A 20,495-nucleotide genomic window follows, 5' to 3' on the forward strand; every position below is an offset into this window, starting at 1 on the left:
CTTAATGCTGAATAGCAATAATGTTAAAAATACTGCCTTTAAACAATGAAGACCATGATTTCATTAGAGTGACTGAAAAAGCAAGCAAAAAACTATACACATAGTTTTCATCATATTTGTTCAGTTGCATGAACTAAAACAGGTAATGTTTATTCTGCTATTTATGCTTTCAACATATCAAATAATATTATTCCAATAAAAAACAATCCATTTTAAAAATGGATTGTTTTTTTATTTCTGTTTTATGCGGTTTATTTTATTTTTGTATTTTCAATGATAGAATAATTATATTTACAAAAATGAAACGCTACTATCTTAGCCCCTCTTATAGTAAATTTTTCGTTCGAAAACAAAAATACAATTTCACCTTACAATTGAAAAAACATATGTAAAAGTTTCTAAAACAGCTGCCTTATCATACTAATCTATAGCAATTCTGTCTTCTTCCCTTACCTGTTTCCTTTAACACATACGATTTTAAAACTAGCGCCGTTAATGCATCTGTTAATGTTTTATATGATAAATTTGATAATGCCAATAGATCGTTCGTATATAACATTCTATGCTTCTCTAATAATAATAGTACTAATCGTTCAGACGGTTTTAATGCCTCGTCACTTTCTAGTATAAAGTCTATATTTTTCATTTCTCTAATTACTACTCCTTATATAAAAAAATACTTTAGGTGCTAATTTAATATGAAAATAATACATAACAAAATTATAGATATATTAAAATAGTACCATCTAAAAACACTATTATACTATAACATAGAAGTAGTGTTTCCCCAAATAGGAAATGCTTTTTTTATATCGCTGTAAGATTCTTGCAAATGTACATAATATTTTGTACCATTACCCGCCAAGTTTTCTTCTAATTTCGCTGCTCATCTCGATGTATTGGTAATCAATGAAGTTCTTCTAAATTTATAAACAAATAAAAAACGGTTCGTCTATCATGCCCTAAACATGAATGACAACCGTTTTCTAGTTTCTTCTTAATTAACATGCTCTATCTTAAATATTTCTTGCAATATGCGGCTTACTGTAATGACTTGTTCCACCGCCACCTACAACTACTTTACCGCCTTTTTCGAAAATTAATAATTTACTTGAACCATCTGCAAGAAGCACTATTACTTCAGCATTATTACTTGTTGCTATATAAATTACATAACCACTCTTTGATATACAAGTTTCCCAATTCGCATCAAATTCTGATCTTACTACACGATTTGAATACACTTGATTTTCAATTCTATCTTGTTCTACGTTTTCCAAATTTATTCTCCCCTCTTCCCTGCATAGTTATATATATTAAAATAGCACCATCTAAAATAGTGACCGATTTTAACATAAATAGTATATGTAATTAGTAGGAGAATGCTTGGACAACGAAAACGAAATAAACTTACTAGCCTTTTTGCTTCTTTCGTACTGTAATCAAAAATTGGACTTACTAAATCAATTGTCATGTGGTTATGAAAAAGTTTTAAACCGGTTAATGTTGCTAATTCTTGCCCCACTGTCATTTTTCCAACTGCTTGTGGGCCAAATATTAATATAAGTTTCATTTATTTCCCTCCAATCTTTCTCTATAAACCATTACATAAAATAAAAAATAAGACAGCCGATTTTAAAACGATTGCCTTATTTTTTATTCATAGTTTTAGTTCTATTCTTTTCGCGCAGCTTCAAAAGTAATCGTTTGATTTGCATTTGACGGTTCTTTTTCATAATCATATTCGGCAGAGCAAGTAATGTTAGAGAAACCTATACTTTCTAAAAGGAGTTTAAACTCTACTATTCCATACCAGCGCAGCGCAAAACGTTGTAACTCTGTTTGTACTAGCTGTCCTTTACTCCACTTTTCATATTTCAAATATGATACAGTAACTTGGTTCAGCCAATCTATTTCAATTGATTTATTTTCTAATGTGATTCCGTCTCCACTCGGCAAAGAAAAAGTCGATGTATGAATTTCCCCAGTCTTCCAGTCATGCGGAAGCATAATATCTACGATTAATCGTCCGCTTGGATTAAGATGTTCATAAAAACATTTCAATGCGTTTATAGAATCCACACGATTTTCAATTAAACAAAAAGATCCAGTAGGAATGATAATTGCCTCATATTTATGCGGAATTGAAAATTGTTGCAAGCTTCCTTCATACAAATTAGGATGTAAGCCTCTCTCTTTACACCGTTTACGGCAAGAATCAAGCATTTCAGGTGAATAATCTATCCCATCCACTTTAAAACCAGCCTCTAGAAGCGGAATGATGACACGCCCTGAACCTACTGCAGCTTCGAGAATTCTACCTCTACAATCTTTTAAACGTTCTTTGTAATACTCAATATCACCATTTAAAGAATAACCGACTGGTTTTGTGTAATCATACAGTTCCGTACAAACTGTACTATAAAAACTAAACATTTATTTTCTCCTCCGTTTTTACGTACGGAAGATTCCAATTCAACTAATCTTCCTGTACCTCTAATTTTAATGCGCTTTCGAAAGAGCTGACTGTCATAATATATCACTCACTTTCCATAGAATATAATGATATTGTATTACATAACCTTCCAATTTGAAATATAAAATTAAAAATTCAGACTATAAAACAAAAAGCTTACTTTAGTAAGCTCTTTGGAAAAAATATTTATTTCACAATCGGCAATGTCACTTCACTTAATTTCACTGTAAGTTTCGTGCCCGCTTTCGGTCTAATTGTATAATCATAGTCGCTAGCAATTAAAACGACCCCTATTTGATGTCCAGCTTTAAAGACATAATCATCTGGCTGCATGTCCCATATAAATGTATAATCTTTGCCCGGTTGAATCGCTGTTGAATCTTCTATATTATTCAAGTTTTGTGGATCCATCCAGCCCCTCGTTACGATTTCCGGCTTCGTTCCTCCATAGTCAACAAGTAATGCTGTTAAATTTGATACAGATCGATCAATATTTCCTGTAATTGAAATCTTTGGTGTACCACTTATGCGTGTATCTTTTTGAAGTACAGGCATTGTATATACTAATCGATTGGCTACTTCTAATTCTGGGTTTGCTACTAATTGATTTGATTTCATTTGTGCATCATCTAAGAATGAGAAAACTTTATTAGCCGATCCCATACTTAGTGGAAAATTGACTGATTTATTACTTAAATACATACGGATTTTTGAAGGTACAGCCGCTGGATCTGGCCAATTTTTTATCTTTTGCCACGATTTATTTTCTCTTTGCACATCAACCATTGGTTCATCCATAATTCCATTTTCAATTCCGTACAACCAATAATCTAACCATTTATTTTGTGTTTGCTGCCAGTTATTACTTGATGTCCCACCATGACCACCTTGGTGTAGCCACATTTTACGAGGTACATGATTTTCTCCGAGTGCATCCCACCATTGCGCGAACTGCTTTGTCTTAACATTCCAATCATTTAAACCATGAACAACAAATACGCTTGCTTTTACATTTTTAGCATCTTTTACATAATTGCGTTTATCCCAAAAATCATTATAATTACCTGTTTTTCGGTCTTGTCCAGCCGTTAACTCTTTTATAACTTGTCCGCAAACTTCAGGATTTTCCCTTGTCAGTACTGCTTCTGCCATATTATCTGTATCTTCTCCTTGATATCCGCCTGGCGCAATTACTGCACCATTTGCACGATAATAATCATACCAACTACTAATTGCTGCGATTGGAATAATTGTTTTTAAACCTTCAACTCCAGTAGTCGCAACAGCATTTGGTAGTGTACCATTATAAGAAACTCCAGTCATACCTACATTTCCTGTAGACCAATTTGCCTGAACTTCCTCACCCTGTTCTGTAAATGCTTTCGCGCGACCGTTTACCCAATCAATAACAGACTTTGTACCGAGTATTTCTTGTTCATCTCCAGTTGTAGGGCATCCATCTGATTTTCCAGTACCGATACTTTCGCCTAGAATAACTGCATAACCTCTTGGCACGTAATAGTTCCCATACGAACCAAGATTAACCGCTCCATACGGTTTTCCTTCATACGCATACAATTCTTCATCTACATTATATACAGGAACATCTTTTAATCCAGATCGATATGGACTCATTTCATAAATAACAGGAACCTTCACATTCGAATCTGTCTTTGGACGCATAACTTTTATCGATACTCTGTCTTTCTTACCGTCGCGATCACTATCAACTTCTGTCTCTACATATAAATTTTCGATAATGGCTTCATCGAGAGAATAAATCGGCTTTGTCATCCCATTTTCTAATTCAATTTTCGTATTTTTAGTCTCTTCTTTCTTCTCTGCATGCACATCCATAGTAAAGCTAGGTATAATTGTTGCAGATAGCATTGCTGACAGTGTAATTGCCATTTTCTTTTTACTCAAAATGTTCCCTCCCCTTATTCGTTCTCTTTTACTATATAACAAAATAACTGAAAATTCAGTTTTATTTTTATATAATAGTTGAGAAACTCAAAGATTTCTTATTAAGTAAAATTCAATACAGGTGTGAAAGTATTTTCCCACTCCCAGCTTCTATATAAAGTGAGCCCTCACCAATCGGGCGTTTACGGGCAGCGGGGCCCCCACCTAACTTCTTTGCTTCCGCTGAATTTTGAGTTTTGGGGTCTTACTGCCCGGCAAATAGCCGGAAAAATAGAGAAAAAGACAACCGATATTTCTATCGATTGTCTTACATTCCATTTATTTTTTTTCTAACTCTTTAAAGGTATCTTTCAAGTCTTTATCAGATACTTTTATATCTGCATTTTTAAGCAGATCTCTAGTAACTTGTTGATGGAATTGAGGATCTTGTATACGTTGCTGTTCTAATTCTTTACGAATATTCTCTTTCTCTTCCTCATACGGTTTAAGCTCTTTTTTATCCGTTAGCTTAATAATATGATATCCGAAAGAGGATTTAACAGGTTCACTCAATTGACCAACTTCTAACTTATACGCAGCATCCTCAAATTCTTTCACCATCATACCAGGTCCAAATTCAGATAGTTCCCCACCTTTTTCTTTAGAACCTGGATCCTCTGAATATTGTTTAGCCAATGCCGCGAAATCTTCGCCACTATTTAATTTTTCTTTAATTTCTTTTGCTGTCTTTTCATCTTTTACTAAAATATGGCTAACTTGAAGCTTTGGCTTATAATGATCTTTAATATCTTTTTCCGTTACGGTTGCTTTAATAGCTTTTTCAAAAGCAAAAGTAAGCTTTAATTTCTCTTTCAACTGATCTTCATTTTTCACACCATTGGATTCCATATATGTATTAAAATTATCGCCCATCTTGTCTTTTAATTCTTTTAGTTGTTTCGTTACCTCTTCATCCGTAACTTTATATTTATCATGTAATACTTTTTCTACTACCATTTCAGATAAATTCTGTTTACCGTAGTTTTCTTTTAATTTTTTGTTAAAATCACTTTCTGAAATGCTTCCTGATTTTGTCGTTACAATATTATCTGATGAACCACATGCAGATAAAGATAACGTCATACCCATTAAAATGCTACCAATTACTAATTTCTTTCTTTTCAAATCTGAATACCTCACTTCATTAAATTCAAATATAACTATGTAAATATAACGTTTTCCTGTGAACTTCACGTGAATTTAATGAAAGTAGAACATTTGCTAATTCTCCATTTAATACATCAATTTCGAAAATTATGGTGATTCATCCTATATCGCTAATCTCTAAAGCTGCAAAAAGGACTAATATTTTCATTAGTCCTTTTTCACATTTATATAAAATTGAATTTCTCCATCTATAGAGGAAACTCCATATTCAAAACCATGCCTTTCTAAAATACTTTTCACTATCGCTAGTCCTAATCCTGTACCTGATTTTTCTTTACTACGAGAAGATTCTAGTACGTAAAAAGGCTCCCAAATTTTCTCGATATCCTTAATTTTATCCGTAGGAATGCCATTTTTTATTTGGAAATATATACTTTTATTTTTATCTTCTAATGTAATTATTATGTTTTGATTTGCTGTATATTTTATCGCATTAGAAATTAAATTTTGAAACACCATTCTCATTTTATTTAAATCTGCATAAACGATTGTATTGCCCGCATTACAATTTACTTGCAAGTTAATTTCTTTCGAATCCAGTTCAATCTGATGCTTATCTAATATACTCTGAACCAGTGGTTCAATGGGGAATTCTTCTTTTTGTAAAATATCTCTTTCTAGTTTAGAAAATCGTAATAGTTCTTCAATTAAGTTTGATATTTGATCTGTTTGTTTAATAATTGTATCTACATAAGTCCCATCATCTAATCCATCTTTAATCCCCATAGAGTATGCTTTTACTAATGCGATCGGTGTCTTTAATTCATGCGTTACATCACCCATAAATCGTTTTAAATGTTCATTACGATCAGTTAAGTCTTGATGTGCTTCATGTAGTTTTTCACTCATGATATTAATACTATTGGCCAACTCTCCTATTTCATCATTCGTTTTCACTTTCGTTCTTTTAAACTGCAAATGTGAAATATCCTGAGCCACATCACTTAACTCTTTCAGTGGTGTCGTTATTATTTTTGAAAGTATCCACACAAGTAAAATAATAAGAAGGAGCGAGAAACATAGGATATATAAGTAAAATGTATTTAACGTATTTATAATTTCATTTGAATTCGCAATGGAAGTCCCAATTAAAATTATCGTATCATCTTTCGCAATATATTTAGCAAAAAAACTCGCTTTTACCTTTCCTTGATCGTACAGTTTATTCGATTGCCCTTCCGTCTTCACTTTCATAACTTCGTCTTTCGTAATCCAAAGCTTATTTAACGTTATTTTCTTTTTCGTAAGTTGCATGCGTAACGCGTCGTTCATAGCATCTTCTGACTGATTAATTGGCGTATACGCAATTGTAACGTTATTTTCACTTTCAATTGTATGAATAACATCCTCTATATTTTCCACTGTTGTATTTTGTATTTGTGTTGTAAATTTATTTAAGTTTTCACGTGTTTTATAAATATTATAGTTCGGTAAGAGATTGTTAATGAATAATAATGAAATCATAAAGATGAGAATAACAGTTGCAGAAATACTTAAAAATAGCTTTTTCCCAAGTTTATTCACTTTGTTCCTCCAAACTATAACCCAGCCCACGATGCGTCTTAATAATATTTTCTCCAATTTTTTTACGCAGCCTTCTTACATGTGTATCAACCGTTCTCTCTTCTCCAAAATAGTCAAATCCCCATACAATGTCTAACAATTTTTTACGAGTTAAAATCGTTCCTTTATGATTTAAAAAGCATTTTATTAATTCGAGCTCTGTTTTTGTAATTTCTAACTCTATATCATTTTTATATACTTTATTTTTGGCAAAATTTATCTTTACATCTTGTACTTGAATAATATCATCATGCTGAATAAGTTTTTTCGCTCGCGTAATTAGTACTCCTGGATGAAATGGTTTTTTCACGTACTCATCTGCCCCACTTTGAAGCGCTGCTAATTCATCTTCACTTTCACTTTTCGCCGTAAGCATTAATACTTTTACGCTTGAATTCTTTTTTATTTCCTGACAGACAGTAATACCACTATGTTTTGGCATCATCCAATCCAAAATAGCTAAATCAATTTTTTCATCATAAAATATTTGAAGTGCTTCCTCCCCGTCTTTTGCTAAAAAAACTTCAAATCCTTCTTTTTCAAAATAAGCTTTTAAAATCCTTAACATATCTTGTTCGTCATCTGCAATTAAAACTTTCATATTTTTTCCTCCATTGCTTTTAAACAAAAACCAATTGTATCATACAACATCTTTGTTACATGAATGTGACAGAAAAATATTTAAAGCTTTTGAGGGGATAGTAATGGTGAGATAATATGAAGCGACCTCCTAGATTATCAAGTCAGGGATTTTAACCCATAATAATGAATGAAAACATTATGAATGGGGTTATACCCTATGATAATAGGAGGCCACTATGGAAAATATAATCTATATTGGGATGGATGTCCACAAGGAAAGTTTTAGCTTATGTGCACTACACGGAACAACTGGGGAAATTGTAAGAGAAGCACGATGTGCTTCAAATGTATCTCTCGTAAAAAAATTCGTTGAGAAACTGAAAACAAAATATGGTGAAGATATAAAAATTAAAGCTGGATATGAGGCTGGTTGTTTAGGGTATTCACTTCATAATCTTCTTGAACAAAATGGAATTGATTGTGATATTTTAGCTCCCACAACAATGTACAGTTCATCAAAAAATAAAATGGTTAAAAATGATAAATTCGATGCCAAAATGATTGCTCTTAATTTAGCAAATGGCACCTATAAAGAAGTATATGTTCCAGAAGAAGAGGATGTTGCCGTGAAAGAGTATATCCGCATGTTAGGTGATTTTAAAACATCTTTGAAAAAAATAAAACAACAGATAAAAGCATTCCTTTTAAGGCATGGCTATGTGTATGAAGGGAAATCAAGCTGGACAATCGCTTATATGAAATGGTTAAAGAATCTTGATCTACAAGGATTATTCAAAGAAACGTTAGGCGAATACCTATTACAGTATGATGTTCTAGTCGATAAAATTGAGCGGTTCAGTCTGAGATTAGAAGAATTATCTCATCGTGAAAGGTACGAAGAACCAATCGCAAATTTAAGATGCTTAAAAGGTATAGATACAACATCGGCAATGACTGTTCATGTGGAAATTGCAGACTTCACTCGTTTTCCCACGGCTAAAGCATTTATGGCTTATGTAGGATTGACACCAAGCGAAAGCTCAAGTGGAGAAAAAATCAGTCGACGTTCGATTACAAAACAAGGAAATTCGACCGTTAGGTCTACTCTTGTAGAATGTGCAAATGCGTTGGTAAAAGGAACAATCGGATTAAAATCGAAGCGAGTGAAAGCAAGACAAAAAGGGCAACGAAGCGAAGTGATTGCTTATGCGGATCAGGCTGTAGAAAGGTTACAAAGAAAATATTATCGCATGATATATCAAGGGAAACCTAGAAATGTTGCCGTTACAGCTATCGCAAGAGAACTGGGGTGTTTTATATGGGGATTAGAAACAGGTAAAATTCACCGAAAATAAAGAGGGAAGGATATGAAGTTGATTGATTCATTCATAGTTAGAAACCAAAGGTATCAATTGATGGCATAGATGAGCTTCAGAGATAGTGAATTACAGGTCTGGCTATCTATGACTCACCTCTTCTGGCATGGCTGAAATTCTGATAAACAAGCTATTTATTAGAATTTGAAAAGGTGTGATCCACGCAGTGAGATTATAAGAGCCTAACGACGAACCATTAACCTGAGGTAACCAATCCACGAATAACAGAGTGGTTAACTGTCGATAGATCTTATTTCTGAAGCTTTTGTATGCCATCAAGAAAAATATTATGGGTGAAAAACTATTGACAAAGGTCACTTCATAACAGGTGTTGTACTATGATAAAAAAAATCGGGGTCATTTCTCTTCTTCTATTTCTATTATCAACAAATGCGTTCGCAAATACAAATCAACAAATTGAAGTATTTGATTGTCAAAAAGAAATGGTCATTCAAAAGCAATCTTTAGATCCAGTAATCCAAAAAGAAGCAGTTCAATACGCTAAAGCAATAACTGGTCCATTTAAAAACTTAAATGTCGTTCCAAAAGATGGCTATATGATAAAAATCCCTTTATCTAAGCCGGTTTCTATTACTAATCAATGGTTACACACTACAATAGACGAAGTACTTATACTGCTCCCACTAAATGAAAAGCCTTATATTATGCTTTATGATGATGAAAATAATCCGCATTTTTATTATGTAAAAGGTAAACCAGGATTATTATTGAAACACATGAAGGTTAAGTTATAATGTAAGAAAGATCCCACAAATATGATTTGCGGGATCTTTCTTTATCAATTAACAATTTGATTTTCATTTAAAAAATGAATAACCTGTCTTTTATGATGGTTATCATGATCTACAAATTCTTTAATAATATATATAAGAGAATATGGCGTTCCGGTATGAGGACAATGTGATACTCCATTGGCCGTTAAAGGTTTCTTTAGATTTCCAGCAGATAGTAATCTAAGTTCTTTTACGAGTAACTCTCTTTTAGCTTTTGCTTCTTCAAGAAGTTTCATCTTAGATATACCGGATTTGGCATAACTAGATGCTAGTTTATTATATGTATCAAAATCAGGGAACTCCATTCCCTTCCCATCTCTCACTGATGATAATGTCTCACGTAATAGATAGTCATCCCAGTTCATAATATGAGATATTATTTCGCCAATAGTCCATTTCCCCTCTGATATTGGTGCCACCCACAATTCCTCTTTCATACCTTTCAATGTATTTATCCAAATTGAATATTCATTGAAATCATTAATAATTTTATTTTCTCCCATCATCCAATTCTCCATTCTAATATTAGATTCTTATAAATTATAACATCAATCTACACGAAACAGAACAAAAGTTCTACTGGAGAAGTAAACAATAATTCACTATATCCTTTTATATAAGTTCAAATAATGGCTCACTCCCATATATTTTGTCCCTTTCAGAAATCCACTCGAAGTATAAAATTTGTCACCCTGTACTGTATCTGTATTTAAAACAACAATATTAAAATGTTTTTTCGCATCGTTTATAATTCTCGCTAATAATAACCTCCCTAATCCTTTCCTTCGGTATTTTTTTGCAATATAAAATCTCCTTATCCTACCAATCTTATTGTTTATTGTATATGGATCCTCATTTAACCCTCCTATTCCAATTAACTTTTCCCCTTGAAAAATCCCATATAAGCATTCACCAGTTTTATTAAACGTGTTTATTTTATTTTCATATTCACTTATTAGTTTTATTAGGAAATAAAATCCTTCGTCTTTGCTTTCCTGAACAAGATAATCGTGTTCGTATATCATTAAATCTTCAATTTGTTGAATATGTATATCTTTCAAGTAAATCTCCCCTTACTATGAAAATACATAAAAATGCTCTAGAATTTTTGATTCTGAGCATTTTTATGATTGTTATCTTATTCAATTCGTAGTATGTGTATTCTTCACTTTAGATATAAATCGATAATATAGTTGTTTAATTCTTATTTAACTAAAGCATCTGTTTGTTTAAGTGTATACATTCACATTTATATTTTCTCTCAAATATACTATCAGTTTATATATTCCCCATTCTTCTCTAACAGGTTCAAGATAAATTGTAATTTGTTAATCAATATGTTTGTGTAACCACTGTTCAAATATTTTTAACTGTTCTTCAGTATGAAGGTAATGTTCACCCGTCTCCATAACTTCTAATTCACAACAATGTTTTTTTGTAAAATAGTTAATAGTTTCAAATTCGCACAGTTCATCCTTAGCTCCGTACATAATATATGTATCTGTATTCCATGTACTAATAGGATGCTCTTTTACATAGCATAAATAATCCCAATATAACTTTTGACCAATAGGTGTCTCTATAGTCATTTCTTTTTGTAAAAGCTCCGGTGTTACATTAAACCATTTCATCATATTTTCTATAATTCGTTCCATATTAACTACTGGTGATAAAAATAATGCCTTTTCTATCACATCATTTTGAAAAGCTAAAAGGCTAAAATATGCTCCCATACTACATGCAAACACGTTTATTTCTTTCCAATGTTCTTTTGCGTAGTTCATAATTATAGATAATTCATTAACACAAAACTGTACTTTACAAGGAGTGTTATCATTCTTTCTTTCTCCATGCTCAGGTAAATCAAAGCTTAATACTTGATAACCTTTTCGATCGGCTTCTTCAGCTAATATTTGAATAACTGCATCTTCCTTATTTGACATATTTCCATGTACTGCAATAAAAATTTTTTCACTCTTATCTCCCCACAAAACCGCAGGAATATTACTAATTTTAAAATTATTTTTAAGCATATTCCCCTCCATAAAATAAGACATATAGGACTCGAAAAAAATGCACACACTTTATTTATCTCTGTACAGCAGGCAGTATCCGCTTTAAATCTATTAAATCATCTATTACTATATCAGCCTGAGCAAGTTCATCTTCTTGCGCAAAATCAAAATTGCATCCAATTGCCAGTAAACCGTTGTCTTTCGCTGCATTTATATCAGATAGCCGGTCACCAACTACGGCTGCCTCTTTTATATCATATTTGTTCATAATACTTTTAACTAAGTCACCTTTATTTAGCGATTGTATTTGTTCGATACTAAACGTTTCAGTCACCCACTTGTCTAAAGCATAATAAGTTACGATTGCTCGTAAATATCCTTTCAAACCATTACTAGCAATGTAAATTGAACAATTATTTTCTTTTATATATGTAAATATTTCTTTTACATTTGGATATAAAGCGCCTTTTCCGCTTTTTATGTTTTCAATTAGTCTATCTAAAAAATATGCATCTGTTTGTTCTCTTATTTCAATAGAATGTTCCGGTAATAAAGCTTCCCAAACTTTCGGTAGCGGCACACCCATAATTTCACGGTATTTTTCAATCGGTGTTACCGTATCCCATAATTGAAGTGATCTTAAGTGATCAAAAGTATCATCTAACGATAATTCTAAAATTTTATCTGTTTGAAATAATGTTCCATCCATATCAAAAATTAATGCTTGTAACATTCTTATCTCTCCTTTTGGACTATAGTTTTACCAGATATATTTTTAAGAATCTCAATAATAATTTCCGAGCAATAATTTGCAGCAGTTTTCGCGAAATCATCATAAGAAACTTGAGCTTCATCATCTGCACTGTCAGAAATACATCGTATAACAAGAAACGGTATATCATTTATGTAGGCAACATGTCCAATTGCTGCACCTTCCATTTCTGTACAACGAGGTGCGTATTCGTCTATTAATTTTGCCTTTAACTTTGAATCTTCAACAAAACATTCACCACTTACAATTCTTCCTTCGTGAGCTTGAATATTTGAACTATTACTGTTACATGCTTTACGTGCTAACTCTATCAATTCCTTACTTGCAATAAACTCCTCTTGAAACGGGAATAATTTTTTCATTTGATTTTTACTTACATCATGATGGGTAACATTAGTTGAAATAACTACATCACCAACTTTTACATCTGGATGTAATCCACCAGCAACGCCCGTATTGATGATAGAGTCTACATTAAATTTATGAATTAATGTTTGCGCACATGCAGCTGCATTTACTTTCCCTACACCAGAACGTGCAATAATTACTTCTGTTCCCATGAATTCTCCAATATAAAATGGCATTCCCGCTATTGTCTGTTCTTCTTGTATTACTAGCTTTTCTAAAAGTAAATCTATTTCAATTTGCATTGCTCCGATAATGCCGATTCTGTTCATGTATGTAGTCCCCTTTATTAATTAATCCCTTTAATCCTCTCTGACATAACCGACAATAAAAATTTCGGAAGTACAAGTTGTCTCTTTAATCTTTTCGGCTGTGAGAGTAACCTATACAGCCATTCAGTTCCAGTATCCCTCATTATTTTCGGTGCTCTTTTTACAGTACCAGATATTATATCAATCATTCCTCCGATACCAATAGATAGCGGAACGTTTAATGTTTGTATGTTTTCATAAATGAACTCTTCTTGTTTTGGTGAACCTAGTCCTACAAGTAATAAATGCGGCTTGAATTGCTTAATTTTCATTTTTATTTCTTCTATTTCTTCACCATTTACAAAGCCATGCTGTCCTTTAAACTGTGCTCCTGGGAACTGCTCATTTAATTTTTCTATTTCCTTTTTATTACTTTCTGGCACAGCTCCAAAAAGAAAGACACGATATTCATTGTCGTTACAATATTTTATTAAATCGTGAGTTAAATCCGCCCCAGTAACACGTTCTTTCAAAGTTCCTTTTAATATTTTCGAGCCAATTATGACACCAATCCCATCCGCTGTTATTAAATCCGCAGATAGTAACATCTTTTTAAACTCCTTTGATTTTTCCGTATTTTCCTTTGCAGACATAACAATTTCAGGATTTGCAGTTACTACAAACCTTGGTTTCTCTTGTTGTTCATGTAGCCAACCTTTTAATAAACTTATAGCTTTTGCATATTCTAAAGTTGAAAAAGGTATACCTTTTATAAATTGCTGATCCACTGTACTCTCCCCTTACATAAGCTGCAAATATTCATCAATGTCTTTAGAAATTTGAATAAAAGCTTTATTCCAAAATTCATAATTTCTTATATCTATTTCAAAATGTTTTTTCATAAGCTCCTCTACTGGAGCCTTTCCTGTTTCTCGTAAGAACTCTTTATATTTCAAATGAAAAGTACTTTTACCTTCTTGAGCTATTTCTAATAAGCTAAAACTTACTAAATATCCAAACGTGTATGGATAATTGTAAAAAGGAACATCTGCTATATAAAATTGAATATATTTCATCCATACAAACGGCTGGTATTCACTTAAAGCATTTCCATAAGCTTCTTTTTGTGCAATTATAGATAATTTCTCAATTTCATCAGCACTTAAAGGACCCTCTTTACATTTTTCATAAAATGTTTTTTCAAACTGATACGATGCTCGTATTGCCATTACATAATTAAAACTATTTCTTATTTTCCAGCTAAGTAATGACTTTTTCGTATCTTTACTATCCGTTGTTTCAATTAGATAATTTAAGAGTACCGTTTCAAAGAAAATAGATGCTGATTCAGCCGTACTCATTGGCAAATAATCATCTAAAAAAGATGTAGATTGTTCAAAACTCATATTATAAAAATGCCAAGCATGTCCTAATTCATGAGCGAGCACTCTTACACTATTTATACTCCCATCATAACGAATGGAAATTCGCGATTCTTTCTCACTGAAAAATGGAGCACAAAACCCGCCTGGTGGTTTATTCTCTCTCGGTTCAGCATCTACCCAACCACTTTCTATCGCATTACGTGCAAATTCTGCTAATTCTTCATCAATATTCTTCCATGCATCATAAACGTTTTGTATTGCTACTGAAAAAGGAATCATGACCTCATTACTTTCCTTTACCGTCATAAGTGCATGCCATGTAATTGAAGCTTTCCCTTTCTTATACACGTTTAAAGCACTTACTAATTTATCAAGGTTTTCTTCTGTCGCATTCCACATTTGGAATAATACAGTTTCTGAAATGCCGTTCGCATGAAAAGATTGTGTTAAAATCTCTCTATCTTCTATTTCATTACTCTTTGCATTACGCAATCTCCCTACTTGATTTAATACAGTAGCAAAGATTTCTTTTTCCTTATGTAAAGCACATGTTAATGACTCGAATACTTCTAATCTTTCCTTTTCATTATCACTATTCATTGCAATAGTATTTGCTTGTCCAAAGGATAATAGTTTATTATTGTGCTCTATTTCTATCCTATCCCGTAATTGTATGTACATATTTTCCCACGCATTAAGTTCATCTTTTATTAACTTAGTATTATCTGAAGTTTCCACTTCATTATGTTTTATTACTTGCTGTAATTCACTTTTTAGTTCCTTCACTTTCACGGTCAATTTAGTAAGGTCAGATGGAACACTTTCTTCAACCGATCGACAGTACAAATAGTATTCTGCTTTTTCAATAACTTGTATAAGCTTTGAAAGAATCTCTACATCTTTTGTTACAAAATATTGCTCTTTCAACTCCAAAATCGGAAATAGAATATCCTCATTCAAATACAAGCGATTTAAATCCCATCTAGCACTTTCTTGCATTTTTATAGCCGCCTCCTATTTTTACAAATAGTTACAGATATTTCTCCCCACACAATTATATATGAAATGGCAAAATTTTGATATCTTCAAATATTTAAATTCCTATAAATATATTCTTATTTATACTCTTTTCTTCTACCATTAAGTATCATTACACATATAAAAAATACTTCCTCTACAAGATTGCATTTGATATAGGAAAACTTCAAAGATTTTATCTTCATCAATACCATATCGACCGATTATCACAGATTAAAAAATAAAAAAGGATTGATCAAAAGATCAATCCTTTACTCTACTTCATTTAAGAAAAATAACGTTATAACGCCAGGTCCTGTATGTGCACCGATTGCTGCACCAATTGTATTTACGATAAATACTTCACAGCCAAATCTTTCCGTAATTAATGATTTTAATGCTTCCGCTGTTTCTAAATCGTCACCGTGAGTCATACCGATTGTTTGACCTTTAAGGTCTTTACCACGTTCTTCCATAATATCAACAATACGGCTTAATACTTTCTTTTTCCCTCGTACCTTTTCAAGTGGTACAAGTTTTCCTTCTTCCACGTTTAAGATCGGTTTAATGTTTAGTAAACCACCGATAAATCCTGCGACTTTGCTTAAACGTCCACCTCTCACTAAGTACTGTAAGTCAGCTACAGTGAAGATATGTTCCATATGGCTCATTAGAAAATCAACACGCTTTAAAATATCTTCTTTTGATGCGCCGTCTTTTGCCATTTTAGCAGCTTCTAAAACGACAAGACCTTGACCAAGCGAAGCACATTTCGTATCAATAATTTCTAAATCTAAGTTAGCATATGTTTCTTTTACTTCCTCTTTAATGACAACTGATGATTGATATGTACCAGACAGTTCAGATGAAAAAGCTAAATATATACAAGGATTACCTTCTTTTGCATAAGAAACAAATTTTTCTTGGAACGTTTCAAGTGAAGGCAATGACGTTCTATAAACAGCGCCTTCTCTCATTTTTTGCAATAATGTAACTGACTCTAATGTTACTCCATCTAAATACTCTGTTTCTGCTTCATCATATACACGGAGTGGAATTAAATCAATATCATATGCTTGCAGCAATTCTACTGGTAAATCCGCCGCACTATCCGTAATGATTTTAACACCCATTTTTAAACCTCTATTCTGTTATAAATATAAAATAATAAAATAAAAATAGTACTTTTAAATTATATACGTAAAACTTAAATGAAGAAAGGAAAACACTTTATATTGTATGCACTATTCTTCAAAACTTGAACTATTAATGAAAATGATTCTATTTTAAACACCTTTTTCTTATTATTTTTCTAAAACACGAATAATTTTATAAGTATTTTGTATCATTATATTTTAATTCTTTATCTTAATATAATCTTTTCAAATTCATACTGTTTAAAATGTAAAAGCCAAATCCAATAAAGGAAATGGCTTTTACATTTTCATAAAATAACCAAACTTTATTTTCCATCAAATTGTTTGTTTACATTCATACTTTGGTGATGTTGAATATTAGTCCAGTTATGATAAATATTTATAGCCTGTACTATAATTAAAACAGTGAATATTCACCTGTAAGAATCACTAGATAAAAACAAGTTAAACATTTTATAAAATATTTAATTTTACTAGTAAAGCTAATAAAATTTGGAGAAGAATTTGAACATTTACTGCTATGTCTGTATCCGTAGTCGTAACTGTAACATTTCTAGAATTTCTAATAACAGTTTCTTGTTTATTAATTTGTTTAATAGATGATTTTTGAAACAATTCTTGTGCTACACGGTCAGCTTTTTCACTATCTGCTATAGAAATACTTATTATAACCACGATAGCTGCTTGTAATGCTGCTTGAATAGATAAAGCAGCTTTTGTATCTGTAGTAGTAACTTCTACATCTGCGGAATCTACAATTGTAATAGATTCTTCAGAAATTTGATACGTTTTACTTTCTTGCGCAGCTGCTTCTGAAACGCTAGCATTTTTAAAAGATGGATGAGGATTTGAGGAATCTAATGCACTCCACTTTTTATTTTCATCTGAATGACATGTTTTGTCCATGTGTTCACCCCCTTTCAATCTAAATAATTATTAACTTGTGATTGTATTTCAGAAACAATACTTTTAATTTGCTGCTTTTTTTCTGGTGATAAATTTTTTAGTTTTTCTTCATTTATCCCATGCCTATTAAAAATATCTGAGAGTAAAAGGTCTATAATTATATTCTTTTGATCCTTATCAAACTTAAAGGAAGAAAATTTATTTAAATCATCCATTTACAATATTCACTCCAATCAATTTTCTATAAAAATTTTAAATATCTACGAGCATTATATGTAATGAAATAAAAATTGCTTGGACAAGTAACTTAATCTTCTATTTTCACTTCTTTTTGCTAATAAAATCAAAAGCTGACTTCTAATAAGAAGACAGCTTTCCTTCACTTCACATAAATATAAGTTTCATTACTGTTAAATCATGTATTTTATCTTTATTTGTAGTTTTCCACACTTGCTTTACCATTAATCTTGAATATTAATTCAGTCATAATAAAAAGTCCAAGCTTGTACCACGTATTACAACAAAAAACATTTACTTAGAGTGAAAACTTATAGCTAAATATCAATAGGATAGACACTTTATAAAATGTTTAGTTTAACTAATAAAGCTAATAAAATTTGAAGAAGAATTTGAATATTCACTGCAATATCTGTATCAGTAGTTGTTACGGTTACGTTTCTAGAATTTTTAATAAATGTTTTTTGTCTATTAATTTGTTTAATAGCTGATTTTTGAAATAATTCTTGTGTTATTTTATCTGCCTTTTCACTATCTGCTATAGAAATACTTACTACAACTACGATAGCTGCTTGTAATGCCGCTTGGATAGATAGCGCAGCTTTTGTATCTGTAGTAGTAACTTGTACATCTGCTGAATCAACTATTTCAATATATTCCTCAGAAATTTGATCGATTTCATCTGTTTGTATAGCTTCCTCTAAAAAATTTGCATTTTTACTAAACGAATAATCATTTAATGATTCGCAATCTTCTTTTTTTGGCTCACAATCCTCTTTTTTTAGCTCACAATCCTCTTTTTTTGGCTCAGGAACTCGTTTTTTCGGCTCAAACTCCCGGTTTAATGGATCCCGATTTTTCTTTCGTCTACAAACTTCACATTCACACATAAAATCACCCCTTTTAGTCTTAAAAATTAGCAATATTAAAATATTGACTAACTAATAGCATTTTATGTATTTTTTTAAAATTTGTTTGGACAAGTAACTTAATCTTCTACTTCTTTTTCTAATAAAAAAAGCTGCCTTCTAATAAGAAGACAACTTTCTTTGTGACTACTCTAGAATAGATTTCATACAATATAATTGTTCCTTCCTTATAACCTGAGTTCGTCACTTTAGTTATAAAAATGTGGGTATATCCTATACCTTTTTAGGGACCATCCATAATTTATTTCATAAAAAGTGCTTTGTTTTACTGAAAGGTGGTTGCGGAAACAACCGCCTTTTTATTCGGAACAAAATAAAACTTTTATATAAAAGACCCATACTTAAATACACTAAACTTCATATAATATATTGCATCCTTTCTTTTTAGAATAAGTAGTCGTTTACTGAAGGGCACTTTTCGAAGTGCTCTTATCTTTAATCCCCCTCTTTTTCAGGAAGAGTTTTTTTACTAAACCCTAATATGATTTGTATCACTAAGGCTAGGGATTACGACATTTCCTTAATAACTTCAATGAATATAGTAGCTACTAATTAAAATACCCCTATGATCTTCTCTACACTTAAACCATCGTGCGTTACCGAACGCATGAATTAATTTTTATTTTGACTATGTAACACTAAATTCACAAGATTATTATCCTATGTTTGGTGAAGCCATCAATTCAATGCCAGCAACCCCACACTTTTAACTAATAACTTAAACAAATAGGCTACCTCAAGGTTCCTTTGATATAGTATCTTATGTTCTATATAATGAAGAGAGCGCTAGTATTCCGAAGGAGGATATATATGAGTATTCAATTGGCCACATCTAACGATTTAAAATGGATTAATAGTCAATATGACTCAATAGGATTTGTACGAAGTGATTTAAAGAGAGATAAAGTTGCAATTATTACATATAACAACGAGTATGCAGGTGTTGGCCGATTAGTCCAAATAGATGAAGATACTTTAGAAATGGGCGGGATTTTTATTCTGCCTCAATTTAGAGGGCTTCAATTAGCTGGTGAGCTTGTTTCATTTTTAGTAGAAACTGCGAAAAAATCACAAATACAAAATGTATATTGTCTTCCTTTTGAGGAATTAGAAAACTTTTATAAGAAATATGGATATACTGAAGTCGATACTACGACAGAAGCAGTCCATCCAATTATTCAAAAAAAATATAATTGGTGTTTGGAGAACTACGATAAACACGTTCTACTATTTAAATTGTAAATGTAATAAAGTGAAACTTTAATCAGTGGGAGTTTTAATCAAATCCCTCACCAATCGGGCTTTGATTAAAACTCTATGTTCCGTCAATACTATAGATAAGATGATTGTACTTCTCCATTTCCCCTTGGAGAGGAGCAGTTGGCTTTTGCTAGCTGCTCTTTTATTTTTTCAAAAAGTCACATAAATATCTTTAATTCCAAACATTCAAAAGATAAAATATGATATGATTGTTATGAAGATATTTACCAACTAATAA

Annotated in this window: 21 protein-coding genes and 1 pseudogene; 3 read left to right on the forward strand and 19 right to left on the reverse strand. The window is 31.7% G+C overall.

The features are described 5' to 3' along the window. Positions 1 to 415 precede the first annotated feature (415 nt). From MHH55_RS08305 to MHH55_RS08340, 8 genes and pseudogenes are all read right to left on the reverse strand, one after another. On the reverse strand, positions 416 to 646 hold the full coding sequence (locus tag MHH55_RS08305) for a hypothetical protein (protein WP_000789029.1): 231 nt from the start codon (positions 644 to 646) through the stop codon (positions 416 to 418). A gap of 370 nt (positions 647 to 1,016) precedes the next feature. Continuing rightward, complete coding sequence (locus MHH55_RS08310; protein ID WP_000432421.1) at positions 1,017 to 1,280, reverse strand: hypothetical protein; 264 nt, start codon at positions 1,278 to 1,280, stop codon at positions 1,017 to 1,019. Between the two features lie 119 nt (positions 1,281 to 1,399). Beyond that, positions 1,400 to 1,573: pseudogene (locus tag MHH55_RS08315) on the reverse strand (shikimate kinase); the annotation flags it as partial. Positions 1,574 to 1,674: 101 nt separating this feature from the next. Then, complete coding sequence (locus MHH55_RS08320) at positions 1,675 to 2,436, reverse strand: class I SAM-dependent methyltransferase (protein ID WP_078187320.1); 762 nt, start codon at positions 2,434 to 2,436, stop codon at positions 1,675 to 1,677. A 226-nt stretch (positions 2,437 to 2,662) separates the two neighbouring features. Continuing rightward, positions 2,663 to 4,402 carry a Xaa-Pro dipeptidyl-peptidase gene (locus MHH55_RS08325; RefSeq protein WP_063245521.1) on the reverse strand — a complete coding sequence of 580 codons (1,740 nt, stop codon included), beginning with the start codon at positions 4,400 to 4,402 and terminating at the stop codon, positions 2,663 to 2,665. 318 nt (positions 4,403 to 4,720) lie between these two features. Beyond that, positions 4,721 to 5,566 (reverse strand): peptidylprolyl isomerase PrsA, encoded by an 846-nt coding sequence (locus MHH55_RS08330; protein WP_063245547.1) that lies wholly within the window; start codon positions 5,564 to 5,566, stop codon positions 4,721 to 4,723. A 189-nt stretch (positions 5,567 to 5,755) separates the two neighbouring features. Then, complete coding sequence (locus MHH55_RS08335) at positions 5,756 to 7,132, reverse strand: sensor histidine kinase (protein ID WP_078187321.1); 1,377 nt, start codon at positions 7,130 to 7,132, stop codon at positions 5,756 to 5,758. Beyond that, on the reverse strand, positions 7,125 to 7,772 hold the full coding sequence (locus tag MHH55_RS08340) for a response regulator transcription factor (protein WP_000865970.1): 648 nt from the start codon (positions 7,770 to 7,772) through the stop codon (positions 7,125 to 7,127). Before MHH55_RS08340 ends, MHH55_RS08335 begins: the two co-directional genes overlap by 8 nt. A 217-nt stretch (positions 7,773 to 7,989) precedes the next feature. Between MHH55_RS08340 and MHH55_RS08345 the strand changes: the two genes are divergently transcribed. Beyond that, positions 7,990 to 9,108: an IS110 family transposase gene (locus tag MHH55_RS08345; RefSeq protein ID WP_340880263.1), complete on the forward strand. Its 1,119-nt coding sequence runs from the start codon at positions 7,990 to 7,992 to the stop codon at positions 9,106 to 9,108. Positions 9,109 to 9,467: 359 nt separating this feature from the next. Continuing rightward, positions 9,468 to 9,884, forward strand: a complete 417-nt coding sequence (locus MHH55_RS08350) for a hypothetical protein (protein WP_000591763.1) — start codon at positions 9,468 to 9,470, stop codon at positions 9,882 to 9,884. 44 nt (positions 9,885 to 9,928) lie between these two features. Here the strand turns inward: MHH55_RS08350 and MHH55_RS08355 are convergent, their stop codons facing one another. From MHH55_RS08355 to MHH55_RS08405, 11 genes are all read right to left on the reverse strand, one after another. Further along, positions 9,929 to 10,426, reverse strand: a complete 498-nt coding sequence (locus tag MHH55_RS08355) for a DinB family protein (RefSeq protein ID WP_000504410.1) — start codon at positions 10,424 to 10,426, stop codon at positions 9,929 to 9,931. Positions 10,427 to 10,525: 99 nt separating this feature from the next. Then, the gene (locus MHH55_RS08360; RefSeq protein ID WP_000651656.1) at positions 10,526 to 10,984 is read right to left on the reverse strand and encodes a GNAT family N-acetyltransferase; all 459 of its coding nucleotides are present in this window, start codon (positions 10,982 to 10,984) and stop codon (positions 10,526 to 10,528) included. Positions 10,985 to 11,251: 267 nt separating this feature from the next. Next, positions 11,252 to 11,956, reverse strand: a complete 705-nt coding sequence (locus MHH55_RS08365; protein WP_048656226.1) for an alpha/beta hydrolase — start codon at positions 11,954 to 11,956, stop codon at positions 11,252 to 11,254. 55 nt (positions 11,957 to 12,011) lie between these two features. Further along, on the reverse strand, positions 12,012 to 12,671 hold the full coding sequence (locus MHH55_RS08370; protein WP_078187705.1) for an HAD hydrolase-like protein: 660 nt from the start codon (positions 12,669 to 12,671) through the stop codon (positions 12,012 to 12,014). Positions 12,672 to 12,673: 2 nt separating this feature from the next. Beyond that, complete coding sequence (locus MHH55_RS08375) at positions 12,674 to 13,387, reverse strand: 5'-methylthioadenosine/adenosylhomocysteine nucleosidase (protein WP_078187707.1); 714 nt, start codon at positions 13,385 to 13,387, stop codon at positions 12,674 to 12,676. A 17-nt stretch (positions 13,388 to 13,404) separates the two neighbouring features. Continuing rightward, positions 13,405 to 14,154, reverse strand: a complete 750-nt coding sequence (locus MHH55_RS08380) for a WecB/TagA/CpsF family glycosyltransferase (protein WP_074555692.1) — start codon at positions 14,152 to 14,154, stop codon at positions 13,405 to 13,407. Between the two features lie 12 nt (positions 14,155 to 14,166). After that, positions 14,167 to 15,750 carry a M3 family metallopeptidase gene (locus tag MHH55_RS08385; protein WP_001158173.1) on the reverse strand — a complete coding sequence of 528 codons (1,584 nt, stop codon included), beginning with the start codon at positions 15,748 to 15,750 and terminating at the stop codon, positions 14,167 to 14,169. 290 nt (positions 15,751 to 16,040) lie between these two features. Continuing rightward, positions 16,041 to 16,901 carry a DegV family protein gene (locus tag MHH55_RS08390; protein ID WP_000538278.1) on the reverse strand — a complete coding sequence of 287 codons (861 nt, stop codon included), beginning with the start codon at positions 16,899 to 16,901 and terminating at the stop codon, positions 16,041 to 16,043. Between the two features lie 477 nt (positions 16,902 to 17,378). Further along, positions 17,379 to 17,831 carry a spore coat protein gene (locus MHH55_RS08395; RefSeq protein ID WP_000361676.1) on the reverse strand — a complete coding sequence of 151 codons (453 nt, stop codon included), beginning with the start codon at positions 17,829 to 17,831 and terminating at the stop codon, positions 17,379 to 17,381. 14 nt (positions 17,832 to 17,845) lie between these two features. Next, complete coding sequence (locus tag MHH55_RS08400) at positions 17,846 to 18,046, reverse strand: spore coat protein W (RefSeq protein ID WP_000342253.1); 201 nt, start codon at positions 18,044 to 18,046, stop codon at positions 17,846 to 17,848. A gap of 363 nt (positions 18,047 to 18,409) precedes the next feature. Then, positions 18,410 to 18,958, reverse strand: coding sequence for a spore coat protein (locus MHH55_RS08405; RefSeq protein WP_078187070.1), 549 nt, complete (start codon positions 18,956 to 18,958; stop codon positions 18,410 to 18,412). Positions 18,959 to 19,807: 849 nt separating this feature from the next. Between MHH55_RS08405 and MHH55_RS08410 the strand changes: the two genes are divergently transcribed. Beyond that, complete coding sequence (locus MHH55_RS08410; RefSeq protein WP_078187069.1) at positions 19,808 to 20,239, forward strand: GNAT family N-acetyltransferase; 432 nt, start codon at positions 19,808 to 19,810, stop codon at positions 20,237 to 20,239. The last annotated feature ends 256 nt before the right edge of the window (positions 20,240 to 20,495 follow it).

It is taken from the genome of Bacillus sp. FSL K6-2944 (assembly GCF_038005385.1).
GTDB classification, from domain to species: domain Bacteria; phylum Bacillota; class Bacilli; order Bacillales; family Bacillaceae_G; genus Bacillus_A; species Bacillus_A cereus.

Excerpts from the sequence above, each read along its gene's own strand:
- MHH55_RS08340 (WP_000865970.1), bottom strand. The coding sequence starts at position 7,772 with ATGAAAGTTTTAATTGCAGATGACGAACAAGATATGTTAAGGATTTTA.
- MHH55_RS08395 (WP_000361676.1), bottom strand. The coding sequence starts at position 17,831 with ATGGACAAAACATGTCATTCAGATGAAAATAAAAAGTGGAGTGCATTA.
- MHH55_RS08350 (WP_000591763.1), top strand. The coding sequence starts at position 9,468 with ATGATAAAAAAAATCGGGGTCATTTCTCTTCTTCTATTTCTATTATCA.
- MHH55_RS08370 (WP_078187705.1), bottom strand. The coding sequence starts at position 12,671 with ATGTTACAAGCATTAATTTTTGATATGGATGGAACATTATTTCAAACA.
- MHH55_RS08410 (WP_078187069.1), top strand. The coding sequence starts at position 19,808 with ATGAGTATTCAATTGGCCACATCTAACGATTTAAAATGGATTAATAGT.
- MHH55_RS08345 (WP_340880263.1), top strand. The coding sequence starts at position 7,990 with ATGGAAAATATAATCTATATTGGGATGGATGTCCACAAGGAAAGTTTT.
- MHH55_RS08390 (WP_000538278.1), bottom strand. The coding sequence starts at position 16,901 with ATGGGTGTTAAAATCATTACGGATAGTGCGGCGGATTTACCAGTAGAA.
- MHH55_RS08355 (WP_000504410.1), bottom strand. The coding sequence starts at position 10,426 with ATGGGAGAAAATAAAATTATTAATGATTTCAATGAATATTCAATTTGG.
- MHH55_RS08385 (WP_001158173.1), bottom strand. The coding sequence starts at position 15,750 with ATGCAAGAAAGTGCTAGATGGGATTTAAATCGCTTGTATTTGAATGAG.
- MHH55_RS08405 (WP_078187070.1), bottom strand. The coding sequence starts at position 18,958 with ATGTGTGAATGTGAAGTTTGTAGACGAAAGAAAAATCGGGATCCATTA.
- MHH55_RS08365 (WP_048656226.1), bottom strand. The coding sequence starts at position 11,956 with ATGCTTAAAAATAATTTTAAAATTAGTAATATTCCTGCGGTTTTGTGG.
- MHH55_RS08305 (WP_000789029.1), bottom strand. The coding sequence starts at position 646 with ATGAAAAATATAGACTTTATACTAGAAAGTGACGAGGCATTAAAACCG.
- MHH55_RS08400 (WP_000342253.1), bottom strand. The coding sequence starts at position 18,046 with ATGGATGATTTAAATAAATTTTCTTCCTTTAAGTTTGATAAGGATCAA.
- MHH55_RS08320 (WP_078187320.1), bottom strand. The coding sequence starts at position 2,436 with ATGTTTAGTTTTTATAGTACAGTTTGTACGGAACTGTATGATTACACA.
- MHH55_RS08375 (WP_078187707.1), bottom strand. The coding sequence starts at position 13,387 with ATGAACAGAATCGGCATTATCGGAGCAATGCAAATTGAAATAGATTTA.